11 protein-coding genes, 1 tRNA gene and 1 pseudogene are annotated in these 14485 nt (G+C 65.4%); 8 read left to right on the plus strand and 5 right to left on the minus strand.

Annotated features, from left to right (window positions below; all coding sequences use genetic code 11):
• Positions 1-111: 111 nt before the first annotated feature.
• From ACLB0R_RS03470 to ACLB0R_RS03480, 3 genes and pseudogenes are all read right to left on the minus strand, one after another.
• A pseudogene (locus tag ACLB0R_RS03470) lies at positions 112-649 on the minus strand (glycoside hydrolase family 108 protein).
• Positions 650-1161: 512 nt separating this feature from the next.
• Complete coding sequence (locus ACLB0R_RS03475) at positions 1162-1422, minus strand: hypothetical protein (RefSeq protein ID WP_434953695.1); 261 nt, start codon at positions 1420-1422, stop codon at positions 1162-1164.
• A 257-nt stretch (positions 1423-1679) separates the two neighbouring features.
• Positions 1680-1756, minus strand: a tRNA-Pro gene (locus ACLB0R_RS03480).
• Between the two features lie 168 nt (positions 1757-1924).
• On the opposite strand from ACLB0R_RS03480, the gene yajC reads away from it, so the two are divergent.
• From yajC to ACLB0R_RS03505, 5 genes are all read left to right on the plus strand, one after another.
• The gene (gene yajC / locus ACLB0R_RS03485; protein ID WP_416641959.1) at positions 1925-2266 is read left to right on the plus strand and encodes a preprotein translocase subunit YajC; all 342 of its coding nucleotides are present in this window, start codon (positions 1925-1927) and stop codon (positions 2264-2266) included.
• Positions 2267-2271: 5 nt separating this feature from the next.
• Positions 2272-3867, plus strand: coding sequence for a protein translocase subunit SecD (gene secD / locus ACLB0R_RS03490; RefSeq protein WP_416641960.1), 1596 nt, complete (start codon positions 2272-2274; stop codon positions 3865-3867).
• 134 nt (positions 3868-4001) lie between these two features.
• Positions 4002-4964, plus strand: coding sequence for a protein translocase subunit SecF (gene secF, locus ACLB0R_RS03495; protein WP_416641961.1), 963 nt, complete (start codon positions 4002-4004; stop codon positions 4962-4964).
• 12 nt (positions 4965-4976) lie between these two features.
• The gene (locus ACLB0R_RS03500) at positions 4977-5348 is read left to right on the plus strand and encodes an MTH938/NDUFAF3 family protein (protein WP_416641962.1); all 372 of its coding nucleotides are present in this window, start codon (positions 4977-4979) and stop codon (positions 5346-5348) included.
• A 46-nt stretch (positions 5349-5394) separates the two neighbouring features.
• Positions 5395-6555 (plus strand): DUF3089 domain-containing protein, encoded by a 1161-nt coding sequence (locus tag ACLB0R_RS03505; protein ID WP_416641963.1) that lies wholly within the window; start codon positions 5395-5397, stop codon positions 6553-6555.
• Positions 6556-6768: 213 nt separating this feature from the next.
• On the opposite strand, the gene ACLB0R_RS03510 is transcribed toward ACLB0R_RS03505, so the two are convergent.
• Entirely contained in the window at positions 6769-7932 is a 1164-nt protein-coding gene (locus tag ACLB0R_RS03510) for a glycosyltransferase (protein WP_416641964.1), read from the minus strand.
• A 204-nt stretch (positions 7933-8136) separates the two neighbouring features.
• Entirely contained in the window at positions 8137-8961 is an 825-nt protein-coding gene (locus tag ACLB0R_RS03515) for a class I mannose-6-phosphate isomerase (protein WP_416641965.1), read from the minus strand.
• A gap of 149 nt (positions 8962-9110) precedes the next feature.
• Here ACLB0R_RS03515 and ACLB0R_RS03520 point away from each other — a divergent pair, with 149 nt between their 5' ends.
• From ACLB0R_RS03520 to ligA, 3 genes are all read left to right on the plus strand, one after another.
• The gene (locus ACLB0R_RS03520) at positions 9111-9905 is read left to right on the plus strand and encodes an outer membrane protein assembly factor BamD (RefSeq protein WP_416641966.1); all 795 of its coding nucleotides are present in this window, start codon (positions 9111-9113) and stop codon (positions 9903-9905) included.
• A 36-nt stretch (positions 9906-9941) separates the two neighbouring features.
• Entirely contained in the window at positions 9942-11603 is a 1662-nt protein-coding gene (recN, locus tag ACLB0R_RS03525) for a DNA repair protein RecN (protein ID WP_416641967.1), read from the plus strand.
• 727 nt (positions 11604-12330) lie between these two features.
• Entirely contained in the window at positions 12331-14403 is a 2073-nt protein-coding gene (gene ligA / locus ACLB0R_RS03530; RefSeq protein ID WP_416641968.1) for an NAD-dependent DNA ligase LigA, read from the plus strand.
• Positions 14404-14485 lie beyond the last annotated feature (82 nt).

The raw sequence follows: 14485 nt of genomic DNA on the forward strand, positions 1-14485 counted from the left end.
TCTATTCGTCAGATTTGGTCGCCGGCCGGCGCGGGCCGTGCCGCGAATGTTCCGAATGTTCGCAGTGAGAACGAACAATCGTGACCGCGCGCGCGCCGAGCGGCCGCACTTTCACGCCACGCGATTGGCGAGCCAGCCGTAGAGGAAAGTCTCGTCGGCCGGGTGCGCCTCGGCAAGCTCGACATAGCGCGCGCCGCGCAGCGCCTCGACCGCCTTGACGAGCACATCCTCCCCCGCTGGCCCACGCACCGCGCGATAGCCATCGAGCGCGGCGAGCGTCGCGGGGCCGATCGCGCCATCGGCAGGAACATCGGGATAATCGCGCGCGCCGCGATTGAGCGCGTTCAAGGCGCGCTGGAGAAAGCCCGTCGCGGTAACAGGGCCCATGTTGACGCCGGCATCGAACAGCCGCGCGGCGAGCGCCGGGTAGCGCGCCGCCACCGCATCATAGCCGGGCTTCAGCCAGTAGAGCCGGGTGTAGATGGTGACCGCCTCGTCGCGCGGCAGCGCGCATGTCGCCCGCATAGCCCTGCTGCCGCGCGACGCCTTGCGTAATCCCGAAATTGGTCGGGCCGCCGCTATCCGCCGGATTGTTGGCATAACCGCCCTCGCGGTCGATGACGGCGTTGATGAGGGGAGTGATATCCATAGCCTGTACCTCCAGGCCGATGGATTTATCCTATTTGGTTGGTTGTAGGACAGGTACTCGGTCGTTAAAGTCAATTGTTACGTTATTTGTTACTTCTCAAGTTACTCTTGCATGGCGATGTAGATTGAACCCTAGGTTTGCTGTCCATGCGAGCCAGGGGCTCTATTTTGCGCCTAAGCGACCAAACGGTCGTACCGTTTCGCTATGCTAATTATCGGGACGACAATACAGCATAGTCCAGTAACGGTCGCATAGACAAAGTTCGTTGCCATGACGAGGAATAACTTAGGATAAAAAATAGACGAAATTATTATCATACCCGTAGCCAAAGTTATGCCGTCCAGAATACTGCTAGTTAAACCCTGGGATATAGCTATTTTGCCGTGCCTGCGACTATCCGCAACTATAATAAACAGGCAATACGCTGCCGTAATACATAAAAATGTGCCACCGAGATATGCGCTTGATTCAGGATTATTAGCTATCGCACTTTGATTCGGCGTAGCCATCTGTCATTCGGCCTTGTCGTTGTCGATTTTGCTCAGCACTGCACTAATAGAACCGACCCTAAATTCCTTGACACGCGCCATCAATACAAGTGCGATGAAAACTGCGCCAACGATCGCAATTATATCGCCTTTTTTATCACTCCAAATATGAAGTTGTATCTTATACAAATAATAAGTCGCGAGTATGTTAACTGCGGTTTCCGAAACAAGCGCCCCTACCGAAAAAGCTGCTATAGCGGGCTTCAACGCCACAACAGCCTGCACGAAAACTGTGAACAGATACGTTGGCGTCCACGGTGAGCGGCGACTTCTGGACCTTGATTCAGGCATCAATCCCAGTGACACGCCATGGATCAACCTGTCAATTCATATGACTGCAAATAAGCGGGAGCGGGACCGCATGCCTAATGCGTTATTCAATGCCGTCCGAACAACGCCCGCCAAATGTCGGCCCTAGTTCGGCGAGAAAGACACCCCTTCGAGCGAGGCGGTCAAACGACGGGTTTTCGCTTTTTTGAAATTGGTCGGGACGACAGGATTCGAACCTGCGACCCCCACACCCCCAGTGTGATGCGCTACCAGGCTGCGCTACGTCCCGACCGAGCCGCGCCCTCTATGCCTCTCGGCGGCTGGATGCAAGCGGGTTGGGAATGGCGGCTCATCCGTCGCGGTTGCGCGCGCCCCGGCTTGGTGATAGCGCGCGCCGCTTGATGGGGACGGTAGGAGCAATCCCGCGCAACCCCCTGCACGCCATAATCGGAACGCCATGTTGATCTCAACCGCCCACGCCCAGACGACCGCGCCCGCCGCGCCCGTTGACGGCGGCACCGCCGCGCTGGTGCAGTTCGCGCCGTTCATTTTGCTGATCGTCGCCTTTTATTTCCTGCTGATCCGCCCGCAACAGAAGCGGATGAAGGAGCAGCAGGGCGCGATCGCGGCGGTGAAGAAGGGCGATGAAGTGACGACAGCGGGCGGCGTGATCGGCAAGGTCACCCGGGTCGAGGATGCCGTGGTCGAGGTGGAAATCGCAAGCGGCGTTAAAGTCCGCGTCGTCAAATCGACGCTGGCGGGGATCACCCCGCTCGGCGGCAAGCCGGCGAACGACTGACCGCCATGCTCGATTTCCCGCGCTGGAAAGTCCTGTCGATCGTCAGTTTTCTGGCGGCGCTGATGCTGCTGGCGGTACCGAGCGTACTGCCCGATTCAATCGTCTCCTCATCCAGCGTGCTTGCGAAGATGCCACGGATCAGCTGGGGGCTCGATCTTGCCGGCGGCAGCTATCTGCTGCTCGAGGCTGACACCAACGATCTCGTCAATTCGCGGCTTGAGACCAAGCGCGATGAAGTGGCGACCGAGATGCGGCGCGGCAATCCGGCGATCGACATTGGCGAGATTTCGACCGCCAATGGCCGCCTCTCTTTCCTGCTGCGTGACAGCAGCAAAGTCGATGCGGCGCGCGAGCGGCTGCTGCCCCTGACCCAGGGCGCTGGGCTGACTGGTCAGCGCGACTGGGACATTCAGGTGGTCGATGGGCAACGCTTCGTGCTGACGCCGACCAGCGCTGGCATCACCCAGGCAATCGAGCGCGCCATGGGCGACGCGACCGAAGTCGTCCGACGTCGCATCGACGCGCTCGGCACCAAGGAACCGACGATCATCCGCCAGGGCAGCGACCGCATCGTCGTGCAGGTGCCGGGCCTGCAGGACCCGCAGGGGTTGAAGGACTTGCTCGGCAAGACCGCGAAGCTTGAATTCAAGCTGGTCGACGACAATGCCAATCCCGCCGATCTCGCCAAGGGCATTGCCCCCATCGGCGACCAGATTCTGCCGTATCAGGAAGGCGGCGGCATCATCGCGCTCAAGCGCCCGGTGATCGTTGCCGGTGAGCAGCTGATCGACGCCTCGCAGAAGTTCGAGCCGCAGAGCAACAAGCCGATCGTCGACTTCACCTTCGACGCGGAGGGCGGCAAGCGCTTTGCCAAGATCACCGAGGAAAATACCGGCAAGCGCTTCGCCATCATCGTCGACAACATGGTGATTTCCGCGCCGGTGATCAACACGCCGATCCTGGGCGGCAGCGGCTATATCGAAGGCAATTTCACCGCGCAGTCCGCCAACGAGCTCGCCATCGCGCTGCGCTCAGGCAAGTTGCCGGTCAATTTGAAAGTGGTCGAGGAGCGCACTGTCGGGCCGGACCTGGGCGCCGACTCGATCCATGCCGGCATCCTCGCCTCGGTGATCGCAGTGGTCGCCGTGGTGGTGTTCATGCTGGTCACTTACGGCCGCTTCGGCGTCTATGCGAACCTCGCGGTGCTCATCAACGTCGTGGTGATCCTAGGCGTGCTCGCACTGATCAACGGCACGCTGACATTGCCCGGCATCGCCGGTTTCGTGCTGACGATCGGCACCGCGGTCGACGCGAACGTGTTGATCAACGAACGCATCCGTGAGGAGCGGCGGCGCGGGCGCAACGTGATCCAGTCGGTCGAACTGGGCTATAAAGAAGCCAGCCGGACCATTTTCGAGGCCAATGTGACGCACGGCATCGCTGCGCTGATCATGCTGATGCTGGGCTCTGGCCCGGTGAAGGGTTTTGCGGTGGTGCTGCTGATCGGCATTGCGACCAGCGTGTTCACCGCCGTGACCTTTACCCGCATGCTCGTCGCCCTGTGGATCAGGCGCGCGCGGCCGACGGATTTGCATATATGATGTGCTTGCCTGTCCCAACGACCGTCATCCCCGCGAAGGCGGGGATCCATGCTGGCAACGCCTGCCCCTTTGCCCCACAGCCAGCGACAATGGATTCCCGCCTGCGCGGGAATGACGTTGGAAGAGATTGATCCATGCGCCTGCTGAAGCTCGTCCCCGACAACACCAATATCGATTTCGTCCGGCTGCGCTATTGGGCGTTCGGGCTGACCTCGCTGCTCACCATCGCGGCACTGGCATGCGTGTTCGTCTATCGCCTCAACCTCGGCGTCGATTTCGTCGGCGGCCTGATGATCGAGGAGAAATTCACCAGCCCGCCGCCGCTCGATAAATTGCGCGGCGTGATCGACCGGCTCGGCGTCGGCGAGGCGCGGCTGCAGCAATTCGGCGATCCCAACACCGTCTCCATCCGCCTGCCCCCGCCCAAGAGCGAGGACAAGGGCGCGACCGACGCGGTGGTGAAGAAGGTGCAAGCCGCGATCAACGCCGAATTTCCGACCGCCAAATTCTCCAAGCAGGATGCGGTGTCGGGTAAGGTCTCGAACGAGCTGATCTGGAAGGGCGCCGCCGCCGTGATGCTCGCGGTGCTCGGCATCGGCCTGTTCGCGATCTTCCGCTTCGAATGGCAGTTCGGGGTCTCGACCGTCGTCGCCATCGTCCACGACGTGCTGATGACGCTCGGCTTCTTCGCGATCACCGGCCTTGAATTCGACCTCAACATCGTCGCTGCGGTGCTGACCATCATCGGCTATTCGATCAACGACAAGATCGTGATCGACGACCGCATCCGCGAGAATATGCGGCGATATCGCAAGATGGAGATGCGCGAGATCATCAACTTGAGCGTCAACGAAACGCTGCCGCGCACGGTGATGACCTCGCTGACGATCATCCTCGCGCTGGTCGCGCTACTGATCTTCGGCGGGCAAGTGCTGCGCGGCTTTACCTGGGCGATGACGCTGGGCGTGATCGTCGGCACCTATTCGTCGATCTATGTGTCGTCGTCGCTGCTCATCACGCTCGGCCTGCGCGCCGAACCCAAGGCGGAGCGGCCGAACGGCATCGCCAATGCCGAACGCGTGGGCCCGCGCGATTGAGGGCAGCGCGCGGTGCGCCTGACCCGCGAGGACGCGGCAACGGGTCCGCTGATCCGGGGCTTTGCGCAAGGCGGCTTCCGCGTCGATGACGGCATTTACCGCGCGCTGCTGCTGACGCCCGAGCGCGCCGATGGCTGGGAACCGCCGGCAATCGAGGCGCTTGACGAGGCTGCGCTGGCGCCGTTGCTCGCGCTCGATCCGGCGCCCGAATTCCTGCTGCTCGGCACTGGCGCTGCATTGGTGCGACCGCCGGCAGCGCTGATCGCAGCCCTCGCCGCGCGCGACATCGGCATCGAGGCGATGGACAGCCGCGCCGCCGCGCGCGCCTGGGGCGTGCTGCGCGGCGAAGGACGCTGGATCGCGGGCGCGTTTTATCCGCTATAGAGGGGGGAGAGCGGAGTCGTCCGCCAGGGTAACAGGGGAGAGAGCCATGATCCGACCATTGCTGATCGCGCTGCTGGCCATCGCAGCGCCTACGCCGCTCGTTGCGCAAGGCGCGCCCGCACCTGCCCCGGATTATGCAAACCCCGATACCTGGCTGTGCCGGCCCGGCCGCGCCGATTCGTGCACTGCCGATCAAAGCGCGACGGTCATCAAGGCCGATGGCAGCCGCTCGATCGAGGCCTTCGCCGCCGATCCTTCCGCCAAGTTCGACTGTTTCTACGTCTATCCCACCGTCTCGATCGAGCCGACGCCCAATGCGAGCGGCCGGCTGACCGGGGCAGAGAAGCAAGTCGCAGCGTTCCAGGCGGCACGCTTTACCAAGCATTGTCGGGTGTTCGCGCCGCTCTATCGCCAGGTGACTCTGACCGCGCTGCGCGACCTGCTCGCCGGCAAGCCGGTCAATGCCGATCGCACCATCGCCTATGACGACGTCAAGCGCGCATGGCAGCATTATCTGGCGGCCGACAATCACGGCCGCGGCGTCGTGCTGATCGGCCACAGCCAGGGCTCAGGCATCTTAAAGCAGCTGATCGCCGAGGAAATCGACGGCAAGCCGGCGCAGAAGCTGCTGATCTCGGCGATGCTGATGGGCACCAATGTCGCGGTGCCGGCGGGCAAGGATGTCGGCGGCGATTTCAAAGCCGTTCCGCTGTGCCGCAAGGCCGACCAGACCGGCTGCCTGGTGAGCTACGTCACCTTCCGCCGCGATGCACCGCCGCCCGAGACCAGCCGCTTCGGCGTGGTGGCGCAGCCCGGCATGGTCGCGGCTTGTGTGAACCCGGCGGCGCTCGGCGGTGGCAAAGCGCTGACCGACAATTATCTCGGCACGCACGGCGCCGGCCTCGCCAGCAGCGCCCAGGCACCTTGGACCAAAGATGGCGCGCCGGTCACCACGCCGTTCGTCAAGGCGCCGGGGCTAATCAGCGCCGAATGCGTGAAGCAAGGCCGCTTCAGCTATCTGGCGGTGACGGTCAACGCCGACCCGGCCGATCCGCGCACCGACACGATCGGCGGCGACGTCGAGGTGAACGGCGTGATCCTGAAGGAATGGGGCCTGCACCTGATCGATATGCCGGTCGAGATGGGCAATCTGGTCGAGCTGTCGAACAGCGAGGCCAAGGCGTGGCTGCGCGCGAACGGGCGCTGATTCCCGGCTGAGCGGCGCGCCAACTGAAATCCTCCCCCATTTGGGGGAGGTGGCGCCGAAGGCGTCGGAGGGGGATGGCGAGGCGACTGGTAGGGAGCCAATTCCCCTCCGTCAGGCTGCGCCTGACAAGTTCAGGGTAAACCGTGCCCCGCACGGTTTAGGATCGTCCGGGGGGACGATCCGACCCTGAACTCCCAAGTGGGGGAGGATTGCTTAGCGCCCGGCCAATCCCGACAGATGCTCGAACAGGCCCGCCGTGTTCGCGACCCAGGTGAACGGCTCAGCGCCTTTGCGGACAGTAGCTGGCGCAGGCGGGTGAGCCAGCAGATCGCCGATCGCCGCCGCGAACTCCGGCGCTGATCGCCCGGCAATGCGGCCATAAGCGGGGTCGGTCACCACTTCACGCGCCCCGCCGGCGCCGGTGATGACGACCGGCGTGCCGCACGCCAGCGCCTCAACCCAGGCGTTGGCGAGGCCTTCGGACGAGGATGCCAGCGCCATGACGTCGGCGGCGCCGATCAGCGCTGGCAGCTCGGCGTGCGGCACCGCGTCGAGCAGGCGAATTCGATCGCCGGCGCCAAAGCGCGCGATACGGCGGACGAGATCGGGCCGCTCGGGCCCCTCGCCGGCGATCAGCAGCGACACGCCGGGCAGCGCGGCGACCGCATCGATGACGACATCGTGCCCCTTGCGCGGAATCAGCGCGCCGACCGAGACAACGAGCGGGCCGTCGATGCCCAGCCCTGCCTTGGCCGCCGCGCGATCGACCGGCGCGAAGCGATCGAGGTCGACGCCGGTGCGGTGAACGCGGATCCGCTCCGCCGGAAGGCCAATCGCGACCATATCCGCCTTCAGCGCATCGGACACGCTGAGCAGGCCCTCCGCCGCTTGGCCCGCTGTAATGACATGCCGCGCGGTCGGCCCCTGCCCCCAATGGTGGATATCGGCCCCGCGCGCCTTGATCGATACCGGCACCCCGAAGCGCTGGCCCAACGCGACTGCCGCGGGCCCATCGGGGAAGAAGAATTCTGCGTCGATCACGTCAAAGGGAAAGTCGCGGCGCATCTCTGCCAGCAGCGGCGCAAGCGCGCGCGCGAGCAGCCGCGCGCTCCAGCGGCCGCCAGTGCCGGGCAGCACCGGGAAGCGCGGGCGCTCGACGGGAACGCCTTTCCATGTCTCTTGCTTTGGCAATGCTCGGAGCCCGGCATAGCGCGGGTGCAGCGACAACGGCCAAGGCGGCACGCCTATGGGCGCAACCACGCGCAGCTCGACCCCCGGATGCGCCGCCAGCCCCAGCGACTGCCGCTCGACAAATACGCCGAAATTGGGGCGCGACGCATCGGGAAACAGCGTGGCGAGAGTGAGGACGCGCAGCATGGCGCTCCGGGGTTTAAGCGAAGATGGTTAAGGATGGGAAATCGGCTTGCTCGCTAGACGTCATGCCGGACTTGTTCCGGCATCCACCGCGTCGCCAATGAAACGCCAGAATTTCAAGCCGGCCGCACACAGCGCGGTGGACCCCGGCACGAGGCCGGGGTGACGGCGACCCCTTGACGACTGACCATTTACGGGAGGGGCGTTTTAGACCCGCCTATCCCCTGGATACGCCACCAGCAGATCGGCGTCCCCGCTCGCCTCGACCCAGCCCGGCCCGTGCACCTCGACGCACTCTCCCGCGCGCCAGGCGAGGCCATCGAAGCTGCCTTCGCTGGCGAGCGGCACGAGCCATGCGGGCGTATTGGCCGTAATTGCAAGCTCCCGCGCCCCGCCGCTCCAGCGCTCGAGCACGAATTTCGGCCCTTCAGCGAGCAACACCCGGCCCGGAGCGATTTCGCCCGGCACCGGCGGCACTTCGAACAGCCGCGCGTCCGCCACCGCAACGGCCGCCTCCAGATGCAGCTCGCGCGGCCGACCGTAATCGTAAAGCCGATAGGTCAGATCGACATTCTGCTGCACTTCGACCAGCGTAATCCCTGCGCCAATTGCATGCACCGTGCCCGCTGGCGAGTAGATGACATCGCCAGCCTTGACCGGCTTCCAATCAAGCAGTTGCTCGATCGAGCCGTCGAGCGCGGCGGCGCGCAGCTCGTCCTGCGTCAGCGGCCTGAGCGTGCCGAGCGCGATCGTCGAGTCGGGCTCGGCGGCCAGCACCACCCATGCCTCGTCCTTGCCGCGTGGATAGCCGGCGGCTCGCGCGGCGGCGTCATCGGGGTGGACCTGAACCGACAGCCGCTCGCTGGTGAACAGATATTTGACGAGCAGCGGCGCATCGGCGCCATCAGGCGCGGCGAACCAGATTTCGCCCACCGGCTCCTCGGCAGGCGCCGGATCGGCAAAGCCCGGCCACAATTGGCGCCGCCCCCATGGCTTGGCGACACGTTTGGTTTCGAGGAGTATCGCCGTCATCGTCGGGTCCCTGGCCGGTTATTAATAGCCCCTAGAAACGCGCTGACCACCTGTCGAGGTCCATCGCAAGCCCGCGTTTTGAGGAGGTGCGCCAGCCCGCATCCGAAAACGATTGTTCGCATGCGCGGACCTACGCTAAAGGGCCTTTGATGCGCTCTACCCTCACTCGTTCGATTGTGATCGCCCTGATGGCGGTCAGTGCTTTTTCCGTCGCCGGTTGCGCGCACAAGCGCGGCAAGGGTGACTTGCCTTATGTCGCGCGCGACGTCGGCACGCTCTACACGGCGGCGAAGCAGAAGCTCGACCAGCATGATTACAAGCTCGCCGCCGCGCTGTTCGACGAGGTCGAGCGCCAGCACCCCTATTCGGTGTGGGCGCGGCGTGCGCAGCTGATGGGCGCTTTCGCTTATTATCTCGACGCGGATTACCAGAAATCGATCGACAGCGCCCAGCGCTTCCTGTCGGTCCATCCCGGCAACCGCGACGCGCCTTATGCCTATTATCTGATCGCGCTTGGCTATTACGAGCAGATCTCCGACGTGACGCGCGACCAGAAGATTACCAAGCAGGCGCTCGACGCGCTCGGCGAGCTGACCCGCCGCTACCCCAATTCGCGCTACGCTGCCGACGCGCGGCTGAAGACCGATCTGGTGCGCGATCACCTGGCGGGCAAGGAAATGGAAATCGGCCGCTTTTACGAGCACCGCAAGGAATGGCTCGCGGCCTCGCTGCGCTTCCGCAAAGTGACCGAGGAATATCAGACCACGTCGCACGTGCCCGAAGCGCTGATGCGGCTGACCGAAGCCTATATCGCGCTCGGCGTGCCGGATGAGGCGCGCAAATCGGCAGCGATACTGGGCGCCAATTATCCCGGCACCGACTGGTATGCGCACGCCTACAAGCTCGTCGAGGAGAAGGCGCCCGCCGCCAAGCCGGGTGCCTGAGGGCGCGGGCGAGGCCGGCGCGGTGAGTCGCCTGCGATGCTGACGCGCCTGTCGATCCGCGATGTCGTGCTGATCGAGGCGCTCGACCTCGATTTCCATGCCGGGCTCGGCGTGCTGACCGGAGAGACGGGGGCGGGCAAATCGATCCTGCTCGATGCGCTGGGCCTCGCGCTCGGCGCGCGCGGCGACAGCGGGCTGGTGCGCCACGGCGCGGCCCAGGCGAGCGTGACGGCGAGCTTCGATCCACCAGATAGCGCGGCGATCGCGGCGCTGCTCGGCGATAGCGGCATCGAGACCGAGCCGGGCGAGCCGCTCATCATCCGTCGCACGCTGAAGGCCGATGGCGGCAGCCGCGCCTTCATCAACGACCAGCCGGTTTCGGCGGCGCTGCTGCGCGAGCTGGGCGCGACGCTGGTCGAAATCCACGGCCAGCATGACGACCGCGGCCTGCTCGCGCCGGCCGGGCACCGCGCGTTGCTCGATGCATTCGGCGCCATCGACACGACTTCGACAGCAACTGCATGGCAGGCATGGCGCGAAGCGGACGCGCGGCTGACCGAGGCGCACGCGACGCTGGCGACCGCGGCCGCCGACCGCGAATGGCTGGAGCATGCCGTCGCCGAATTGCAGACGCTCGCGCCCGAGCCGGGCGAAGAAGAGGAGCTTGCCGACCGCCGCGCGACGATGCAGCGCGGCGAGAAAATTGCCGGCGACTTGCAGGCAGCCGCCGATCTGCTTGACGGCTCCGAAGGCGGGCTCTCGCGGCTGCGCCAGGCGGCGCGCATCCTCGACCGGCTGAGCGGCGATCATCCAACGCTCGCCGAAGCGCTCGCCGCGCTCGATCGCGCGATCATCGAAGGCAGCGCCGCGCAGGACAAGCTCGACGAGGCGGCGGAAGTGTTGGCGTTCGATCCGGCGCGGCTCGAGGCGGACGAAGCGCGGCTGTTCGAGCTGCGCGCGGTGGCGCGCAAGCATCGGGTGCAGCCCGACGATCTGCCGGCGCTCGCCGAAACGCTGGCCGCGCGGTTGGCGCAGCTGGCTTCGGGTGAGGACGGCATCGCCGCCCTCGAAGCGGCAGCGCAGGCGGCAGCGTCGCGCTACCATACGGCAGCAGACAAGCTGACGGCGACGCGCACCAAGGCGGCGGCGCGGCTGGATGCCGCCGTGAAGGCCGAACTCGCCCCGCTCAAGCTTGACGCCGCCCGCTTCCGCACCGCGCTCGCGCCCCTCACCGAGACGCAATGGTCGGCGACGGGCAAGGATCGCGTCGAGTTCGAAATCTCGACCAACCCCGGCGCACCGTTCGCGCCGCTCATCAAAATCGCGTCGGGCGGCGAGCTTTCGCGCTTCATCCTGGCGCTCAAAGTCGCACTCGCCGAGCAAGGCGGCGCGGCGACCATGATCTTCGATGAGATCGATCGTGGCGTCGGTGGCGCGGTGGCGAGCGCGATTGGCGAGCGGCTGGCGCGGCTCGCCGAGACGACGCAACTCCTCGTCGTTACCCACAGCCCGCAAGTCGCGGCGCGGGGCGGCCACCATTTCTTCATCGCCAAATCGAGCGATGGCACGGTCACCCGCACCGGCGTCCGCGCATTGGATGCCGCCGAACGCCGCGAGGAAATCGCGCGAATGCTGTCGGGCGCAACGGTAACGGATGAGGCGCGCGCGCAGGCGGAGCGGTTGCTGGAGGTGGCATAAGGGGGAATGGCGGGAGGCCGGGGCCTGCCGATGATCCCTAGCACGGACGCGAATGTTCCCGAATGTTCCCAATGACCATGGGGGTGGCGACAAGTGGCCGACCTGCGCGCCCGGCCCTGCCCGATTGCCGGTCACCTCTTCCCCGCCATCGAGTCGCCCGCAAACCGCCGCCCCGAAGTTGACAAAGTTGACACTACGTCCCCCCAGTGTTGCCCTCCCCAGGCAGTGACGACAGTGCTGATAGCTGATCGAACCAGGCAAGACGCGCGCCATCGGGAGAGGGTGACATAGGTCGGGGGTGTAGGACAGCGGCGGAATGGGGTGGGGCCGCTCATGCCCATCACAATGATCGAGGCTGCAGTTTAACCCTGCAACGGCTTAGTCGGCTTACGCCACGCAGCGTAGTTTTCCCATTCGTCGCCCCGTGCTTTGACACGGGGCTAGGCTTTTCTGCTGCCGGTGCCGCGCCGAACCGCTCCCAAAGGCCCTCCTAATCGGGATTTTCTGCCTCGATCAGTGCGAACGTCCAAGCGCCCCGCCATTTCTTGGCCAGCCTTGCCATTGGCCGACTGTCGCTGCGGCGGCGGAACAAGGAAAGCCAGGCCCCGTGTCGAGCACGGGGCGACGGCGAAAGCGAGCGTCCCTTAGCCACCCCCGTAGCCCCCCTCCCCAAGCGCTCTTCAACGCCTTGCTTGATCCACCTCCGCGCGCTCGGTAGCCAGTGGTCATGCCTGCTTTCCCCGCCACCGACACCGAAGCCGCTGCCGAGCTTGAGCGGCTCGCCGGCCTCATCGCCTATCACAATGCGCGCTATCACACTGACGACGCACCGGAGATTTCGGATGCCGACTATGACGCGCTGATCGCCAAGAATGCCGCGATTGAGGCGGCGTTTCCGCATCTGGTGCGCGCCGATTCGCCGTCATTGCGGGTGGGTGCGGCGCCGGCGGCGCACCTCGCCAAGGTGGCGCATGCGCGACCGATGTTCAGCCTGGACAATGCGTTCAGCGACGAGGAAGTCGGTGATTTCGTCGGCCGGGTGCGGCGCTTCTTGAATCTCGCGGAAGACGAGCCGGTGCTGCTCACCGCCGAACCCAAGATCGACGGGCTATCCTGCTCGATCCGCTATGAGCAGCGCCGCTTGGTCCGCGCGCTGACCCGGGGCGATGGCCAGGTGGGCGAGGATGTGACCGCCAATGTTCGCACGATCGCCGACATCCCCGCGACGCTGCCTGCCGATGCGCCGGACGTGTTCGAGGTGCGCGGCGAGATTTACATGGAGAAGGCCGCGTTCGCCGAGCTTAATGCCCGGCTCGTCGCCGAGGCCGAAGGCACCGGCAAGGACGCGCGCCAATTCGCCAATCCGCGCAACGCCGCCGCTGGATCGCTGCGCCAGAAGGACGCCGCCGTCACCGCCAGCCGGCCGCTGCGCTTTTTCGCCTGGGGCTGGGGCGAGACGAGCGCGCTGCCCGGCGACACGCAAAGTGCGGTGATCGCGGCGATTCGCCGCTGGGGTTTCCCCGTCGCCGAGGCGTTCCGACCCGCCGCGCCGATCGAGGCAGCGCTCGCCACCTACAAGGCGATCGAAGCCGAGCGCGCCGATCTGCCGTTCGATATCGATGGCGTCGTCTACAAGGTCGATCGGCTCGACTGGCAGGCGCGGCTCGGCTTTGTCGGTCGTGCGCCGCGGTGGGGGCTGGCGCATAAATTCCCCGCCCAGCGCGCCCAGACGACGCTGCGCGCCATCGACATTCAGGTCGGCCGCACCGGCAAGCTGACCCCTGTCGCACGCCTCGAGCCGGTTACCGTCGGCGGCGTCGTCGTCACCAACGCGACGCTGCACAATGCCGACGAGATTGCGCGGTTGAACGTCTGGCCCGGCGACCGCGTGGTGCTACAGCGCGCTGGCGACGTGATCCCGCAAATCGTCGAAAACCTCTCGCGCGACGAGGACCGCGGCACATGGCCCTTCCCCGCGCTCTGCCCCGAATGCCAGTCGGACGCGGTCGCCGAGGAGGGCGAAGTCGATATCCGCTGCACCGGCGGCCTCATCTGCCCGGCGCAGCGCGTCGAGCGACTGAAGCATTTCGTCTCGCGGGGCGCGATGGATATCGACGGACTGGGCGAAAAGACGATCCAGGAGTTTTTCGGCCTGGGCTGGGTGCATGGCCCCGCCGACATCTTCCGCCTCCACGCCCACAAGCCCGAGCTGCTGACGCGCGAGGGGTGGAAGGAGAAATCGGTCGATAATCTGCTCGCCAGCATCGAGGCGCGGCGCACGCCCGATCCGGCGCGGTTTCTGTTCGGGCTCGGCATTCGCCATGTCGGCGCGGTGACGGCGCGCGATCTGGTCAAGGCGTTCGGCACGGTGGAGGCAGTGGCGGACGTCGCCACCCGCGCGCATGACGATGCCGCCGCGCTTGCCGACCTGACTGCGGTCGAGGGCATCGGCCCGGTCGTCGCGCACGCGCTGGTCGCTTTCTTCGCGGAAACGCATAATCGCGACGCCTGGGCGGACTTGCTGAGCGAAGTCCGGCCCGAACCTTATGTGAGCAACGTCCGCGCCTCGGCGGTCAGCGGCAAGACGGTCGTCTTCACTGGCACGCTCGAAACGATGAGCCGCGACGAAGCCAAGGCGCAAGCAGAAGCGCTGGGCGCCAAGGTGTCGGGTTCGGTCTCGGCGAAAACCGATCTTGTGGTGGCAGGGCCGGGCGCGGGATCGAAGCTCAATAAGGCCGCTGAGCTCGGCATCGAAGTGATCGACGAGGCGGCCTGGCGCGCGATCGCCGAGGCGAGCTAGACTTTTGGCGGTGATGCCTTTTTGCAACGCACCATGGCGCGGTGCATTCATTAACCGTTAACGCCCCTCACTGTCATCGATT

It is taken from the genome of Sphingomonas sp. GlSt437 (assembly GCF_048015635.2).
Lineage (GTDB): Bacteria > Pseudomonadota > Alphaproteobacteria > Sphingomonadales > Sphingomonadaceae > Sphingomonas.

Coding starts and splice junctions, on each gene's coding strand:
- yajC (WP_416641959.1), top strand. CDS start 1,925: ATGTTGATCTCAACCGCCCACGCCCAGACGACCGCGCCCGCCGCGCCC.
- secD (WP_416641960.1), top strand. CDS start 2,272: ATGCTCGATTTCCCGCGCTGGAAAGTCCTGTCGATCGTCAGTTTTCTG.
- secF (WP_416641961.1), top strand. CDS start 4,002: ATGCGCCTGCTGAAGCTCGTCCCCGACAACACCAATATCGATTTCGTC.
- ACLB0R_RS03505 (WP_416641963.1), top strand. CDS start 5,395: ATGATCCGACCATTGCTGATCGCGCTGCTGGCCATCGCAGCGCCTACG.
- ACLB0R_RS03510 (WP_416641964.1), bottom strand. CDS start 7,932: ATGCTGCGCGTCCTCACTCTCGCCACGCTGTTTCCCGATGCGTCGCGC.
- ACLB0R_RS03515 (WP_416641965.1), bottom strand. CDS start 8,961: ATGACGGCGATACTCCTCGAAACCAAACGTGTCGCCAAGCCATGGGGG.
- ACLB0R_RS03520 (WP_416641966.1), top strand. CDS start 9,111: ATGCGCTCTACCCTCACTCGTTCGATTGTGATCGCCCTGATGGCGGTC.
- recN (WP_416641967.1), top strand. CDS start 9,942: ATGCTGACGCGCCTGTCGATCCGCGATGTCGTGCTGATCGAGGCGCTC.
- ligA (WP_416641968.1), top strand. CDS start 12,331: ATGCCTGCTTTCCCCGCCACCGACACCGAAGCCGCTGCCGAGCTTGAG.